The sequence below is a fragment of the Bacillus sp. NP247 genome (genome assembly GCF_018966865.1).
Lineage (GTDB): Bacteria > Bacillota > Bacilli > Bacillales > Bacillaceae_G > Bacillus_A.
Genome location: NZ_CP076653.1, coordinates 2,085,414 through 2,098,551 on the forward strand (window position 1 = coordinate 2,085,414; position 13,138 = coordinate 2,098,551).

Consider the following 13,138-nt stretch of genomic DNA (forward strand, 5'->3'; position numbering starts at 1 on the left):
CCCTTTTCTATTTCCCTTCAGCAATTAGTACTACATCATCAACATTTTTTTCTGGACGAATTATTGTCCCATCTTCAATAACCATTTCCGATCCAACGATCGCTCTTTCAATCACAACGTTTTTACCAATCTTTGCCCCCGGCATAACGACAGAATCGATTACCATACTACCTTCTTCCACCGTCACTCCTTGGAATAAAACAGAATGCTTCACGTCCCCTTCAATGACGCACCCTTCATTAATAAGTGACTCTTCTACTTTTGCTTGTTCTGCAATATATTGAGGTGGCTCATTTGGATTCACAGAATAAATGCGCCAATTACGATCGTTCAAGTTCAACGATGTTTCATCGCGAAGTAAATCCATATTCGCTTCCCATAAGCTTTTCACCGTTCCAACATCTTTCCAATATCCTTCAAACGGATACGCCATCAACTTCTTCCCTTCATCTAATAAAAGCGGAAGTACATCTTTTCCGAAATCATTACTAGATTCAGGATTTCTTGCATCCATCTCTAAATATTCTTTTAAAATGGCCCAGTTAAAAATATAAATTCCCATTGATGCAAGATTACTTCTTGGAAATTGCGGTTTCTCCTCAAATTCAACAACTTCCATCTCTTCATTTGTATTCATGATGCCAAAGCGACTTGCTTCATCCCACGGCACTTCAATAACAGAAATCGAAACATCTGCTTCTTTCTCAATATGGTAATCTAGCATTTTACTGTAATCCATTTTATAAATATGGTCACCTGATAAAATAAGGACATATTCTGGTTCGTACTGACTTAAATAGTTTAAGTTTTGATAAATAGCACTTGCCGTACCTGTATACCACTTCACACCTGAAGACTCCGCATAAGGAGGTAACACAGTGACTCCACCGTTTACACGATCAAGATCCCAAGCATTTCCGATTCCAATATAATTATGAAGTTCTAACGGTTGATATTGCGTCAAAATCCCCACCGTTTCAATACCGGAGTTTGCACAGTTACTTAATGTAAAATCAATAATGCGATATTTACCACCAAATGGAACAGCTGGCTTGGCTAAATTTTTTGTTAATGCACTTAAACGACTACCTTTTCCCCCTGCTAGTAACATTGCTACGCACTTTTGTTTTTGAGCCATCTTGTTTTTTGCTCCCCTTTCTCGTCTTCACTGGTCGTAATATGGATACGCCAAATGGTGGAATTGTAATTTCTATATGTGCCGCTTGATTATGATATGGCTCTAGAATCGTCTTGAGACGTTTCTTATTAACTTGCCCCGATCCGCCATATTGCGCCGAGTCACTGTTTAAAATTTCGTTATAATACTCGAAATCTGGTACACCTACTTTATAGTTTTCATATGTAGCTTTCGTAAAATTACATACGATAACTAACGCATCTTCCTGCTTATCCCCTTGGCGGATAAACGAGAAAATACTTTGCTCATTATTATTAGCATCAATCCACTGAAACCCTTCAGGCGAGTGATCTAACTGCCAAAGTGGTTTTGAGCGCTTATACAATGCTATGAGCTCTTTAAAGTAATCATGCATGTAACGATGCATTTCAAAATCATGTAAATTCCAATCTAAATCTTCAAGTTCCTTCCACTCATCAAATTGACCGAATTCTCCACCCATAAAGAGTAATTTCTTACCTGGATGAGTAAAGAAATATCCATATAATAAACGAAGTTGGGCGAACTTATCCCAGTAATCTCCCGGCATTTTATTTAATAACGACTTTTTCCCATGAACGACTTCATCATGAGAAAGCGGCAATATGAAGTTTTCAGAGTGAGCATATATTAAAGAGAAAGTCATTTTCTCATGAATGTATTTCCGATACTCTGGCGCACATTCCATATATTTCAGCACATCATTCATCCAACCCATATTCCATTTATAATTGAATCCAAGTCCACCCTCGTATGTTGGAGCTGTTACAAGTGGCCAAGCTGTTGAATCTTCCGCTGTCATAAGAAACTCTTCATCTTCTGCAAACACAGCTTCATTTAGCTCTCGTAAGAAAGAGACAGCGTGTTCATTGCTTTGCTCTTTTCCTTCTTTATTCCAGTACAGCATATTCGCAACTGCATCTACCCTGAACCCATCAATATGGAAATGCCTCATCCAAAATAACGCATTTGAAATTAAGAAATTACGTACTTCCCTCTTCCCTAAATCAAAATTAACAGTTCCCCATACAAGGTTTTCTTGTACATCTCTATCTTTATATTCATAAGTCGGTGTCCCATCAAACAAATATAAACCGTGAGCATCTTTACAAAAATGCCCCGGCACCCAATCTAAAATGACACCGATTCCATATTTATGACATTCATCGACAAAATACATCAAATCATGTGGCGTGCCGAATCTACTTGTCGCTGCATAATATCCTGTTCCTTGATATCCCCAAGAACGATCATATGGATGCTCAACAAGCGGCATAATTTCAATATGTGTAAATTGATGTTCCACCACATACGGAATGAGCTCCTCGGCCATTTCTCTGTAAGAATACAGAGCGCCATCTTCTTTCTTTTTCCAAGAACCGAAATGTAATTCATAAACTGTCATCGCTTCTTTATAAATCGATTTTTTCTTTCTCTTACGAATCCAGTTTTTATCATTCCATTCATATCCCTCTATATCAAAAACTACAGATGCCGTATTTGGTCTTACTTCTGCATATACAGCGTAAGGATCTGCTTTTAAAATAACGTCATCGCCCATCGTTTCAATCGCATACTTGTATATCTCATTCTCTTCAATATGCGGTACAAACAAGGACCAAATCCCCTCTTCTGTCACTTGTAGCATCTCATGTTGCTCATAATCCCATTCATTAAAATTCCCAACAACACTCATTGCTTTCGCATGAGGAGCCCATACTGTGAATCGTACACCTCGCATCCCATCTTCCGTCACAATATGTGCCCCAAAGATGTTATAACTGTCATAGTACTTTTCTGTATGAAACTCATCTCGTTTCACTTCTTCACAATTTATTACATCCAATATGTTCACCTCACTAAGATGACAGAAATTTTTAACACTTTAACTATTTCTGCAAAAAACTGAAATACCCTTGTTGTTTTTTTAAAAATATACGTTTTTTCCTTGAAAATGTTTAATTTTTTTCGGATTTTCATATAAAATATCGAATTTTGACGAATATTCATTGCAAACGCTTCATTTTCCTTACTATTTCTCACCCTTCATTGTTGCTCAATATTTATCTTATTGGTTTCTCTCCATTTTTCACGCTATTTCTCACGTAAAATACAAGCGAAATAATCTATTGTTTAAAAATGTTTCTCAACATTTTTTGTCCCAAATTTTATCACTTCCCGACGGAAAACTCCCACCCCAAGGAATATCTAATGAGTATGCGGGAGATGAATGCCGTTTTGGAAAAATCGCCACAAGGTTAACTCCTAAAGAATAAGGTGAAACTCTGCTCGCAAATAGTGGGATAACGCACAAAAGCACTCTATTCAAAAATAGAGTGCTTTTTCTATAAACGACCCTTCTCCAGCAAAAGGGGTATATTGGGGATATACAAGGGAAACCGGAAAAGGAATTTATATTAAATTATATAAAAACTCAGAGGTGGGAAGCAGTTTCCCGCCTCTGAATCATTTAGCAATTATTATAGTACTGGTGCCATTGTTTCTTTTAATACTTTTACAGAATGAGCGAATTTCGCTTTTTCTTCTTCATTTAATTCAAGTTCTACGATCTCACGTACACCTTCGCGGTTAATAACAGCTGGAACACCTACGTAAGCATCTTTCTCACCATATTGACCTTCAAGGTATGCAGATACAGTTAATACGCTGTTCTCGTTGCTTAAGATCGCTTTAGTTACACGAAGTAGCGACATACCGATTCCGTAGTAAGTTGCGCCTTTACGCTCGATAATGTGGTAAGCTGCATCGCGTACATTTTCAAAGATTTTATCTAAATCTTCTTGGCTATACTGTTCGTTGTTCGCTAAGATTGTTTCTAGTTTTTGTACACCTACAGTAGCGTGGCTCCATACTGGAAGTTCAGTATCACCGTGCTCACCAACGATATAAGCGTGAACGTTACGTGGATCTACATCTAAGTAGTCGCCTAACATGTAACGGAAACGAGCAGAGTCTAAAGTTGTACCAGAACCAATTACGCGCTCTTTTGGTAGGCCAGATTCTTTCCAAGTTACGTAAGTTAAAATATCAACTGGGTTAGTTGCGATTAAGAAGATTCCATCGAATCCGCTATCCATAATACCGCGAACGATTTGTTTAAAGATCTTTGTATTTTTTTCAACTAAGTCTAAACGAGTTTCGCCTGGCTTTTGTGGTAATCCAGCAGTGATAACAACTAGATCTGCATCTTTACAATCTGCATAGCTACCGCTCCAAACTTTTGTTGGTGCTGGAGAGAATGGTACCGCATGGCTTAAGTCCATTGCTTCCCCTTCTGCTTTTGCTTCATTTACATCTACAAGTACGAATTCTTCAGCTACACCTTGGTTGATCATTGAGTAAGCATAACTACAACCTACAGCTCCTGTTCCTACTAATACTACACGATTGATACCTTTTTTCATGATAATTTCCCCTCTCTATTGTTCACATATATTTTATATTATTGTTTAAGTAATTAATTAAAATACTAATTTAATGTTGTTTAACTTCTTTACATACATATTGTAGCACGTATCATTGTGAAAAAGTTCACAAATTATGACCTATTTGTGAACTTTTTCACATAGAGTGTAAAATGATTAGATCAAGTGTGGAATCAATACCAATGAAGATGTTTTATAAAGATTGTGAATCGAAATAAACAAGTTTAATTACCACTTTAAAAATATTTTTACCCCTCTCCATTTTTAGCAACGTACAGATAATATCGTTTCATCAATAGAAGAAATAAAAGAGTAGCCTCAAACTACTCCTCATGCGGTAACACACTATATAAACGAAGCTGGGCATTTCTTCCCTGATGCCCTAGCATATGGGAATCTATTCTATACACCATTTTCCAAGATACAAGTAAGCAAAACGTAACATATTAAACTTCCAGCTGATCTACTATGAGAAGAATAAATACAACAACAATATCTACCCCAGCTAAAATACCAAAGTAAAATCCCTCAACGTTGAAGAAAAATGCAACTGGTGGAAACAATATTGTTTCTACTCCAAATAGAATAACTACTACACCTACTCGTCTTGCTAACACCCTTTCATTCTTTGGATGGAATACAGTATTATATCCTGCAATGAAAGGTGTTCTTTCTTTTTTCAATATATTACTTCCTATCCATATAAATAAACAGCCCGCTAATGCGAAAAGGAGCAAATAAATTAACATGCACTGCTGTATCACCTCCATTTTAACAATTACTGTATATCAATTTTAAAAATATCCGTTAAGATCATGACACCAAACCATTCAATATAAGTGATAGGCTATGTAAAGCTTTAGACAACTGTGCCTCGGCATCTTCAGAATTCGCAATCCAACAAGCGAGGTCCACTAATCCCCCATTTATGAGCCGTGCTAAAGCTTCACAGTCTGTTTTTTCAATAATATGCTCCTGCATCAATTGCAGAAGCATATTCCCCATTGTTGCTAAACATTGTGATTGCGATGATTGATAATAGCTAGTTCCTAATACTGCTGGTGCATCCCGAAGTACGATTCTCTGAATTTCTGGATCAAGTGCCATCGTTAAATAAGCTCGACAGCGCCCAATAAATCCTTCCCAATTTCCTTCCGCCTCATCTGATACTTTCCGTAATTTATTATCCATTTCCATATCAATTTCTTTTACAACTGCTTCTAACAATCCTTTTTTATCGCCAAAATGATGATAAATTGCACCACGCGTTAAACCGACAGATGCAGTAAAATCATCCATAGATGTGTTTACATATCCAACTGTACCGAAAGCCTCTCTTGCTGCACTCAGCAATTTAGCGCGTGTTTCAATGATCATTTCTGCTCTTGTTTTTTTAACCATCTTTTCCTCCTACTTCTATTCATTCCCTTTATTCAAAATGAATCCCATTATAGTATCGTTCTCTATATAAAAGAATAACTCCTTTTAACGTTAGCTCTCCATCCAGAGATAAAACATTTCAATTGACATACGCACCGTATGTTAATATGATATTGGCATACGGTGCGTATGTCAATTTTTTCTAGCTTACAAGATAATATAACTTCTTACTTATACCCTAAATTGACTCACTGTCCCTTTTTATAGAAGGTATTAACGACACAGAGGAGGAGTTACAAGAATGAAGAATGTATATGTAAACGTCAAATACTTTGGTGATTATTATGTTTAATTCCTACCGTGAGATTTTCAGTGCTTCTGGTACAAAAGGATTCTCATTAGCAGGCTTTATAGCTCGGATGCCCATATCAATGATGGGGATTGGCATTGTTACAATGTTATCTCAGTTACGTGGTGACTATTGGCTTGCCGGAGCCGTTGCAGCCACCTTCACATTATCATCAGCTTTACTAGCTCCTCATATTTCTCGTATGGCTGATCAATTAGGGCAATCTCGTATACTTCTTCCGACTACAGGTATCAGTGTTTTCTTTACGATTCTCTTACTTCTATGTACGAAATATGAGGCTCCTTATTGGACGCTATTTCTATCCGCCTTATGTGCGGGTTGTATGCCAAACATGTCGGCCATGGTACGTGCACGTTGGACTAAACTATACCGTGGATCTCATAAATTGCATACAGCATTTTCCTTCGAATCGGTCGTCGATGAAATTTGCTTCATCATTGGTCCTGTATTATCCGTCAGTTTAAGTGTTATGTTCTTCCCAGAAGCAGGACCACTTTTATCATGTGTTTTTCTTACAATCGGGGTATGCCTATTCACCATGCAAAAAAGCACAGAACCACATGTACATCCCCACGACATTACAAACAAAGGGACAGTATTTAAAATTGGTACATTACGGGTGCTTGTATTCACACTCATCGCTATAGGTACTATATTTGGCACAATAGATGTAGTTAGTGTGGCTTTTGCTGAGCATCAAGGAAACACAGTAGCTGCTAGCTTTGTGCTTTCCGTCTATGCAATCGGTTCATGCCTGGCAGGTCTTATTTTCGGTACTCTTAAACTCAGTACTCCACCATATAATCAATTTTTAATAGCAGTCACACTATCAATGGTAACAATGCTGCCACTAGTTTTCGTAAACACTATTGCTTGGCTAGTAGTTATTGTTTTCTTTGCAGGCTTATCTGTTGCCCCTACTATGATTATTACTATGGGACTGGTGGAAAAAATCGTACCTGAATCAAAAATAACCGAAGGAATGACCTGGGCAATTACAGGACTTGGTATTGGAGTCTCTCTAGGATCAGCGGTAGCTGGTTTAGTTATTGATACCTTTGAAGCTCGCGCAGGATTTAGTGTGGCTATTATTGCAGGAGGCCTTGCCTTAACTATTGCACTTTTAGGATACAAAACTCTCCACTCCGCATATAGTCATGCTGTTATGAAACCGGATGGGCATTCAGCAGAGAGTTAAAACATATTCAAAAAATAGGATTACCTCTTCTTATGTATAAGAAGAGGTAATCCTATTTAAATTAATATAACTTTTTTGTATCGTATCTTGAACGATATCCTCTGCTTCTGCTGGTGTTACTCCAATTTTAAGCAAATATCTATAAATACTTTTTGATATTTCCATAATGACCTTTTCATACTCCATCGCTCTCTCCTTTCTATTAGTTAGACGGTTCAAATAGAAAAAAGTATACAAAAATCTATAAAAAAAAGCAGCCTATCCAAAGTCCACTTTTACACAACAAAAAAGAGATAGCAGATTATGCTATCTCTTTTAGTATGACCCGTACGGGATTCGAACCCGTGTTACCGCCGTGAAAGGGCGGTGTCTTAACCACTTGACCAACGGGCCAAAATCTGGCAGAGAAGAAGGGATTCGAACCCTCGCACCGCGTTCGCGATCTACTCCCTTAGCAGGGGAGCCCCTTGAGCCACTTGGGTACTTCTCTATAATATGGCTCCGCAGGTAGGACTCGAACCTACGACCGATCGGTTAACAGCCGATAGCTCTACCACTGAGCTACTGCGGAATAATTATGGTGGGCCTAAATGGACTCGAACCATCGACCTCACGCTTATCAGGCGTGCGCTCTAACCAGCTGAGCTATAGGCCCATAAAAAGCGGGTGAAGAGAATCGAACTCTCGACCAGAGCTTGGAAGGCTCTTGTTTTACCACTAAACTACACCCGCATTAAATTAAAAATGGTGAGCCATGAAGGATTCGAACCTTCGACCCTCTGATTAAAAGTCAGATGCTCTACCAACTGAGCTAATGGCTCATTTTGAAAGTGGTGCCGGCTAGAGGACTTGAACCCCCAACCTACTGATTACAAGTCAGTTGCTCTACCAATTGAGCTAAGCCGGCTTGCGATTTCAAAATGGTGGCTCGGGACGGAATCGAACCGCCGACACGAGGATTTTCAGTCCTCTGCTCTACCGACTGAGCTACCGAGCCTTTATGTAAAAAAATGGCGGTCCCGACCGGGGTCGAACCGGCGATCTCCTGCGTGACAGGCAGGCATGTTAACCACTACACCACGGGACCATTTGGTTGCGGGGACAGGATTTGAACCTGCGACCTTCGGGTTATGAGCCCGACGAGCTACCGTACTGCTCCACCCCGCGATGATATAATATTTAATTTAGAAAAATGGAGGAGGTAGAGGGATTCGAACCCCCGCGCGACTCTCGCCGCCTGTCGGTTTTCAAGACCGATCCCTTCAGCCGAACTTGGGTATACCTCCGAGATATGAACTTTGAGTGGTGGACCTTGTAGGACTCGAACCTACGACCGGACGGTTATGAGCCGTCTGCTCTAACCAGCTGAGCTAAAGGTCCTTTATGGTAGCGGCGGAGGGGATCGAACCCCCGACCTCACGGGTATGAACCGTACGCTCTAGCCAGCTGAGCTACACCGCCATAAGTTATATTCAAATAAGTGGAGCCTAGCGGGATCGAACCGCTGACCTCCTGCGTGCAAGGCAGGCGCTCTCCCAGCTGAGCTAAGGCCCCATATTTTGAAAATATCGGGAAGACAGGATTTGAACCTGCGACCCCCTGGTCCCAAACCAGGTGCTCTACCAAGCTGAGCCACTTCCCGTTAATAAAAAACGCGCCCGAGAGGAGTCGAACCCCTAACCTCTTGATCCGTAGTCAAACGCTCTATCCAATTGAGCTACGGGCGCATATGGTGCCGAGGGCGGGGGTCGAACCCGCACGGTGGTCACCCACCGCAGGATTTTAAGTCCTGTGCGTCTGCCTGTTCCGCCACCCCGGCATGTCATATTGAAAATTGGAGCGGAAGACGGGATTCGAACCCGCGACCCCAACCTTGGCAAGGTTGTATTCTACCACTGAACTACTTCCGCAAGACATGTATGAGTTATTTTATTAAAAGTGCGGGTGAAGGGAGTCGAACCCCCACGCCAAAGGCGCTAGATCCTAAGTCTAGTGCGTCTGCCAATTCCGCCACACCCGCATATTATAATTTTAAAAGAAAAAATGGGGCGACTGATGGGAATTGAACCCACGAATGCCGGAGCCACAATCCGGTGCGTTAACCACTTCGCCACAACCGCCATGATTTTCTGGTGCCGACTAGAGGACTTGAACCCCCAACCTACTGATTACAAGTCAGTTGCTCTACCAATTGAGCTAAGTCGGCTAAATGGTGGAGGATGACGGGATCGAACCGCCGACCCCCTGCTTGTAAGGCAGGTGCTCTCCCAGCTGAGCTAATCCTCCGAATTGCCTGGCAACGTCCTACTCTCACAGGGACAAGGTCCCAACTACCATCGGCGCTAGAGAGCTTAACTTCCGTGTTCGGTATGGGAACGGGTGTGGCCTCTCTGCCATCATTACCAGACTGTATTCATTTAAGACAAGAATTATCATAACTTATTCGACATTTAAAGTCAACAAGTTTTTTATATTCTTTCAAAACTAGATAACATCGCTTCATATTATATGGTTAAGTCCTCGATCTATTAGTATTCGTCAGCTCCACATGTCACCATGCTTCCACCTCGAACCTATCAACCTGATCATCTTTCAGGGATCTTACTAGCTTACGCTATGGGAAATCTCATCTTGAGGGGGGCTTCATGCTTAGATGCTTTCAGCACTTATCCCTTCCGCACATAGCTACCCAGCTATGCCCTTGGCAGAACAACTGGTACACCAGCGGTGCGTCCATCCCGGTCCTCTCGTACTAAGGACAGCTCCTCTCAAATTTCCTACGCCCACGACGGATAGGGACCGAACTGTCTCACGACGTTCTGAACCCAGCTCGCGTACCGCTTTAATGGGCGAACAGCCCAACCCTTGGGACCGACTACAGCCCCAGGATGCGATGAGCCGACATCGAGGTGCCAAACCTCCCCGTCGATGTGGACTCTTGGGGGAGATAAGCCTGTTATCCCCGGGGTAGCTTTTATCCGTTGAGCGATGGCCCTTCCATGCGGAACCACCGGATCACTAAGCCCGACTTTCGTCCCTGCTCGACTTGTAGGTCTCGCAGTCAAGCTCCCTTATGCCTTTGCACTCTACGAATGATTTCCAACCATTCTGAGGGAACCTTTGGGCGCCTCCGTTACACTTTAGGAGGCGACCGCCCCAGTCAAACTGCCCACCTGACACTGTCTCCCGGGTCGATAAGACCCGTAGGTTAGAATTTCAATACAGTCAGGGCGGTATCCCACCAGCGCCTCCACCGAAGCTAGCGCTCCGGTTTCAATGGCTCCCGCCTATCCTGTACAAACTGTACCAAAATTCAATATCAGGCTACAGTAAAGCTCCACGGGGTCTTTCCGTCCTGTCGCGGGTAACCTGCATCTTCACAGGTACTATAATTTCACCGAGTCTCTGGTTGAGACAGTGCCCAAATCGTTACACCTTTCGTGCGGGTCGGAACTTACCCGACAAGGAATTTCGCTACCTTAGGACCGTTATAGTTACGGCCGCCGTTTACTGGGGCTTCAGTTCAGAGCTTCGCTTACGCTAACCCCTCTCCTTAACCTTCCAGCACCGGGCAGGTGTCAGCCCCTATACTTCGCCTTACGGCTTCGCAGAGACCTGTGTTTTTGCTAAACAGTCGCTTGGGCCTATTCACTGCGGCTTTCCGTTAAGAAAGCACCCCTTCTCCCGAAGTTACGGGGTCATTTTGCCGAGTTCCTTAACCAGAGTTCTCTCGCACACCTTAGGATTCTCTCCTCGCCTACCTGTGTCGGTTTGCGGTACAGGCACCTTTTATCTCGCTAGAAGCTTTTCTTGGCAGCGGGGAATCAAAGACTTCGCTCCATAAGGAGCTTCCCCATCACAGCTCAGCCTTCACGATAAGCGGATTTGCCTACTTATCAGCCTAACTGCTTGGACGTGCACAACCAATCGCACGCTTCTTCTATCCTTCTGCGTCCCTCCATTGCTCAAACGATAAAGAGGTGGTACAGGAATATCAACCTGTTGTCCATCGCCTACGCCTGTCGGCCTCGGCTTAGGTCCTGACTAACCCTGAGCGGACGAGCCTTCCTCAGGAAACCTTAGGCATTCGGTGGACGGGATTCTCACCCGTCTTTCGCTACTCATACCGGCATTCTCACTTCTAAGCGCTCCACCAGTCCTTCCGGTCTGACTTCACTGCACTTAGAACGCTCCCCTACCACTGATACCATTGGTATCAATTCGCAGCTTCGGTGGTGTATTTAGCCCCGGTACATTTTCGGCGCAGAGTCACTCGACTAGTGAGCTATTACGCACTCTTTAAATGGTGGCTGCTTCTGAGCCAACATCCTAGTTGTCTAAGCAACTCCACATCCTTTTCCACTTAATACACACTTTGGGACCTTAGCTGGCGATCTGGGCTGTTTCCCTCTTGACTACGGATCTTATCACTCGCAGTCTGACTCCTAAGGATAAGTCATTGGCATTCGGAGTTTGACTGAATTCGGTAATCCGATGAGGACCCCTAGTTCAATCAGTGCTCTACCTCCAAGACTCTTACACTTAAGGCTAGCCCTAAAGCTATTTCGGGGAGAACCAGCTATCTCCAGGTTCGATTGGAATTTCTCCGCTACCCACACCTCATCCCCGCACTTTTCAACGTGCGTGGGTTCGGGCCTCCATTCAGTGTTACCTGAACTTCACCCTGGACATGGGTAGATCACCTGGTTTCGGGTCTACGACCACGTACTAAACGCCCTATTCAGACTCGCTTTCGCTGCGGCTCCGCCTCTTCAGCTTAACCTTGCACGGGATCGTAACTCGCCGGTTCATTCTACAAAAGGCACGCCATCACCCATTAACGGGCTCTGACTATTTGTAGGCACACGGTTTCAGGATCTCTTTCACTCCCCTTCCGGGGTGCTTTTCACCTTTCCCTCACGGTACTGGTTCACTATCGATCACTAGGGAGTATTTAGCCTTGGGAGATGGTCCTCCCAGATTCCGACGGAATTTCACGTGTTCCGCCGTACTCAGGATACATTCAAGAGAGAACGAAGTTTCGACTACGGGGTTGTTACCCTCTGTGACGGACCTTTCCAGGTCGCTTCGTCTACCTCGTTCCTTTGTAACTCCGTATAGAATGTCCTACAACCCCAAGAGGCAAGCCTCTTGGTTTGGGCTAGATTCCGTTTCGCTCGCCGCTACTCAGGAAATCGCATTTGCTTTCTCTTCCTCCAGGTACTTAGATGTTTCAGTTCCCTGGGTCTGTCTTCCATACCCTATGTATTCAGGTAAGGATACCATACCATTACGTATAGTGGGTTTCCCCATTCGGAAATCTTCGGATCAAAGCTTACTTACAGCTCCCCGAAGCATATCGGCGTTAGTCCCGTCCTTCATCGACTCCTAGTGTCAAGGCATCCACCGTGCGCCCTTTCTAACTTAACCAAACTAAAATTAAAAAAATATGAGCTACACTGTTATCTAGTTTTCAAAGAACATACATTTAAACTTGAGAGATAGTTCTCTCAAAACTGAACGAAACGAAACAAGTCAACGTTTATTGATGAACTGCGTTCATCAAT

General features: G+C 42.8%; 7 protein-coding genes, 22 tRNA genes and 2 rRNA genes. 1 reads left to right on the forward strand and 30 read right to left on the reverse strand.

Annotated features, from left to right (window positions below; all coding sequences use genetic code 11):
• Positions 1-7 precede the first annotated feature (7 nt).
• From glgC to KPL75_RS11020, 5 genes are all read right to left on the reverse strand, one after another.
• The gene (glgC, locus tag KPL75_RS11000) at positions 8-1,138 is read right to left on the reverse strand and encodes a glucose-1-phosphate adenylyltransferase (RefSeq protein ID WP_000057600.1); all 1,131 of its coding nucleotides are present in this window, start codon (positions 1,136-1,138) and stop codon (positions 8-10) included.
• The gene (glgB, locus tag KPL75_RS11005; protein WP_219920691.1) at positions 1,086-3,023 is read right to left on the reverse strand and encodes a 1,4-alpha-glucan branching protein GlgB; all 1,938 of its coding nucleotides are present in this window, start codon (positions 3,021-3,023) and stop codon (positions 1,086-1,088) included. Before glgB ends, glgC begins: the two co-directional genes overlap by 53 nt.
• A 634-nt stretch (positions 3,024-3,657) precedes the next feature.
• Positions 3,658-4,602, reverse strand: coding sequence for an L-lactate dehydrogenase (locus KPL75_RS11010; protein WP_219920692.1), 945 nt, complete (start codon positions 4,600-4,602; stop codon positions 3,658-3,660).
• A 467-nt stretch (positions 4,603-5,069) separates the two neighbouring features.
• Complete coding sequence (locus tag KPL75_RS11015) at positions 5,070-5,306, reverse strand: hypothetical protein (RefSeq protein ID WP_258237027.1); 237 nt, start codon at positions 5,304-5,306, stop codon at positions 5,070-5,072.
• Positions 5,307-5,436: 130 nt separating this feature from the next.
• Positions 5,437-6,024: a TetR/AcrR family transcriptional regulator gene (locus tag KPL75_RS11020; protein WP_219920693.1), complete on the reverse strand. Its 588-nt coding sequence runs from the start codon at positions 6,022-6,024 to the stop codon at positions 5,437-5,439.
• A gap of 323 nt (positions 6,025-6,347) precedes the next feature.
• On the opposite strand from KPL75_RS11020, the gene KPL75_RS11025 reads away from it, so the two are divergent.
• Positions 6,348-7,571 carry an MFS transporter gene (locus tag KPL75_RS11025; protein ID WP_219920694.1) on the forward strand — a complete coding sequence of 408 codons (1,224 nt, stop codon included), beginning with the start codon at positions 6,348-6,350 and terminating at the stop codon, positions 7,569-7,571.
• A 30-nt stretch (positions 7,572-7,601) separates the two neighbouring features.
• Here the strand turns inward: KPL75_RS11025 and KPL75_RS11030 are convergent, their stop codons facing one another.
• From KPL75_RS11030 to KPL75_RS11150, 25 genes are all read right to left on the reverse strand, one after another.
• Positions 7,602-7,757, reverse strand: coding sequence for a hypothetical protein (locus KPL75_RS11030; protein ID WP_219920695.1), 156 nt, complete (start codon positions 7,755-7,757; stop codon positions 7,602-7,604).
• 135 nt (positions 7,758-7,892) lie between these two features.
• Positions 7,893-7,964 (reverse strand) — tRNA-Glu (locus tag KPL75_RS11035).
• A gap of 6 nt (positions 7,965-7,970) precedes the next feature.
• Positions 7,971-8,061, reverse strand: a tRNA-Ser gene (locus KPL75_RS11040).
• A gap of 6 nt (positions 8,062-8,067) precedes the next feature.
• Positions 8,068-8,142 (reverse strand) — tRNA-Asn (locus KPL75_RS11045).
• A gap of 7 nt (positions 8,143-8,149) precedes the next feature.
• A tRNA-Ile gene (locus KPL75_RS11050) sits at positions 8,150-8,226 on the reverse strand.
• A gap of 6 nt (positions 8,227-8,232) precedes the next feature.
• Positions 8,233-8,303 (reverse strand) — tRNA-Gly (locus KPL75_RS11055).
• A gap of 13 nt (positions 8,304-8,316) precedes the next feature.
• Positions 8,317-8,392: transfer RNA gene (locus tag KPL75_RS11060), tRNA-Lys, on the reverse strand.
• Between the two features lie 10 nt (positions 8,393-8,402).
• Positions 8,403-8,478 (reverse strand) — tRNA-Thr (locus KPL75_RS11065).
• A 14-nt stretch (positions 8,479-8,492) separates the two neighbouring features.
• Positions 8,493-8,568 (reverse strand) — tRNA-Phe (locus tag KPL75_RS11070).
• Positions 8,569-8,582: 14 nt separating this feature from the next.
• A tRNA-Asp gene (locus KPL75_RS11075) sits at positions 8,583-8,658 on the reverse strand.
• Positions 8,659-8,661: 3 nt separating this feature from the next.
• Positions 8,662-8,738 (reverse strand) — tRNA-Met (locus KPL75_RS11080).
• Between the two features lie 26 nt (positions 8,739-8,764).
• Positions 8,765-8,857: transfer RNA gene (locus tag KPL75_RS11085), tRNA-Ser, on the reverse strand.
• A 17-nt stretch (positions 8,858-8,874) separates the two neighbouring features.
• A tRNA-Ile gene (locus KPL75_RS11090) sits at positions 8,875-8,951 on the reverse strand.
• Positions 8,952-8,955: 4 nt separating this feature from the next.
• Positions 8,956-9,032: transfer RNA gene (locus KPL75_RS11095), tRNA-Met, on the reverse strand.
• A 20-nt stretch (positions 9,033-9,052) separates the two neighbouring features.
• Positions 9,053-9,125, reverse strand: a tRNA-Ala gene (locus KPL75_RS11100).
• Between the two features lie 14 nt (positions 9,126-9,139).
• Positions 9,140-9,213 (reverse strand) — tRNA-Pro (locus KPL75_RS11105).
• 11 nt (positions 9,214-9,224) lie between these two features.
• Positions 9,225-9,298, reverse strand: a tRNA-Arg gene (locus tag KPL75_RS11110).
• A gap of 3 nt (positions 9,299-9,301) precedes the next feature.
• Positions 9,302-9,390 (reverse strand) — tRNA-Leu (locus tag KPL75_RS11115).
• Between the two features lie 16 nt (positions 9,391-9,406).
• Positions 9,407-9,481 (reverse strand) — tRNA-Gly (locus KPL75_RS11120).
• 29 nt (positions 9,482-9,510) lie between these two features.
• Positions 9,511-9,591, reverse strand: a tRNA-Leu gene (locus KPL75_RS11125).
• A 24-nt stretch (positions 9,592-9,615) separates the two neighbouring features.
• Positions 9,616-9,691 (reverse strand) — tRNA-His (locus KPL75_RS11130).
• Positions 9,692-9,701: 10 nt separating this feature from the next.
• Positions 9,702-9,777: transfer RNA gene (locus tag KPL75_RS11135), tRNA-Thr, on the reverse strand.
• A gap of 4 nt (positions 9,778-9,781) precedes the next feature.
• Positions 9,782-9,857 (reverse strand) — tRNA-Val (locus KPL75_RS11140).
• Between the two features lie 5 nt (positions 9,858-9,862).
• Positions 9,863-9,978: ribosomal RNA gene (gene rrf, locus KPL75_RS11145) — 5S ribosomal RNA — on the reverse strand.
• 101 nt (positions 9,979-10,079) lie between these two features.
• Positions 10,080-13,001, reverse strand: a 23S ribosomal RNA gene (locus tag KPL75_RS11150).
• Positions 13,002-13,138: the final 137 nt, after the last annotated feature.

Coding starts and splice junctions, on each gene's coding strand:
- glgC (WP_000057600.1), bottom strand. CDS start 1,138: ATGGCTCAAAAACAAAAGTGCGTAGCAATGTTACTAGCAGGGGGAAAA.
- KPL75_RS11010 (WP_219920692.1), bottom strand. CDS start 4,602: ATGAAAAAAGGTATCAATCGTGTAGTATTAGTAGGAACAGGAGCTGTA.
- KPL75_RS11020 (WP_219920693.1), bottom strand. CDS start 6,024: ATGGTTAAAAAAACAAGAGCAGAAATGATCATTGAAACACGCGCTAAA.
- KPL75_RS11025 (WP_219920694.1), top strand. CDS start 6,348: ATGTTTAATTCCTACCGTGAGATTTTCAGTGCTTCTGGTACAAAAGGA.
- KPL75_RS11030 (WP_219920695.1), bottom strand. CDS start 7,757: ATGGAGTATGAAAAGGTCATTATGGAAATATCAAAAAGTATTTATAGA.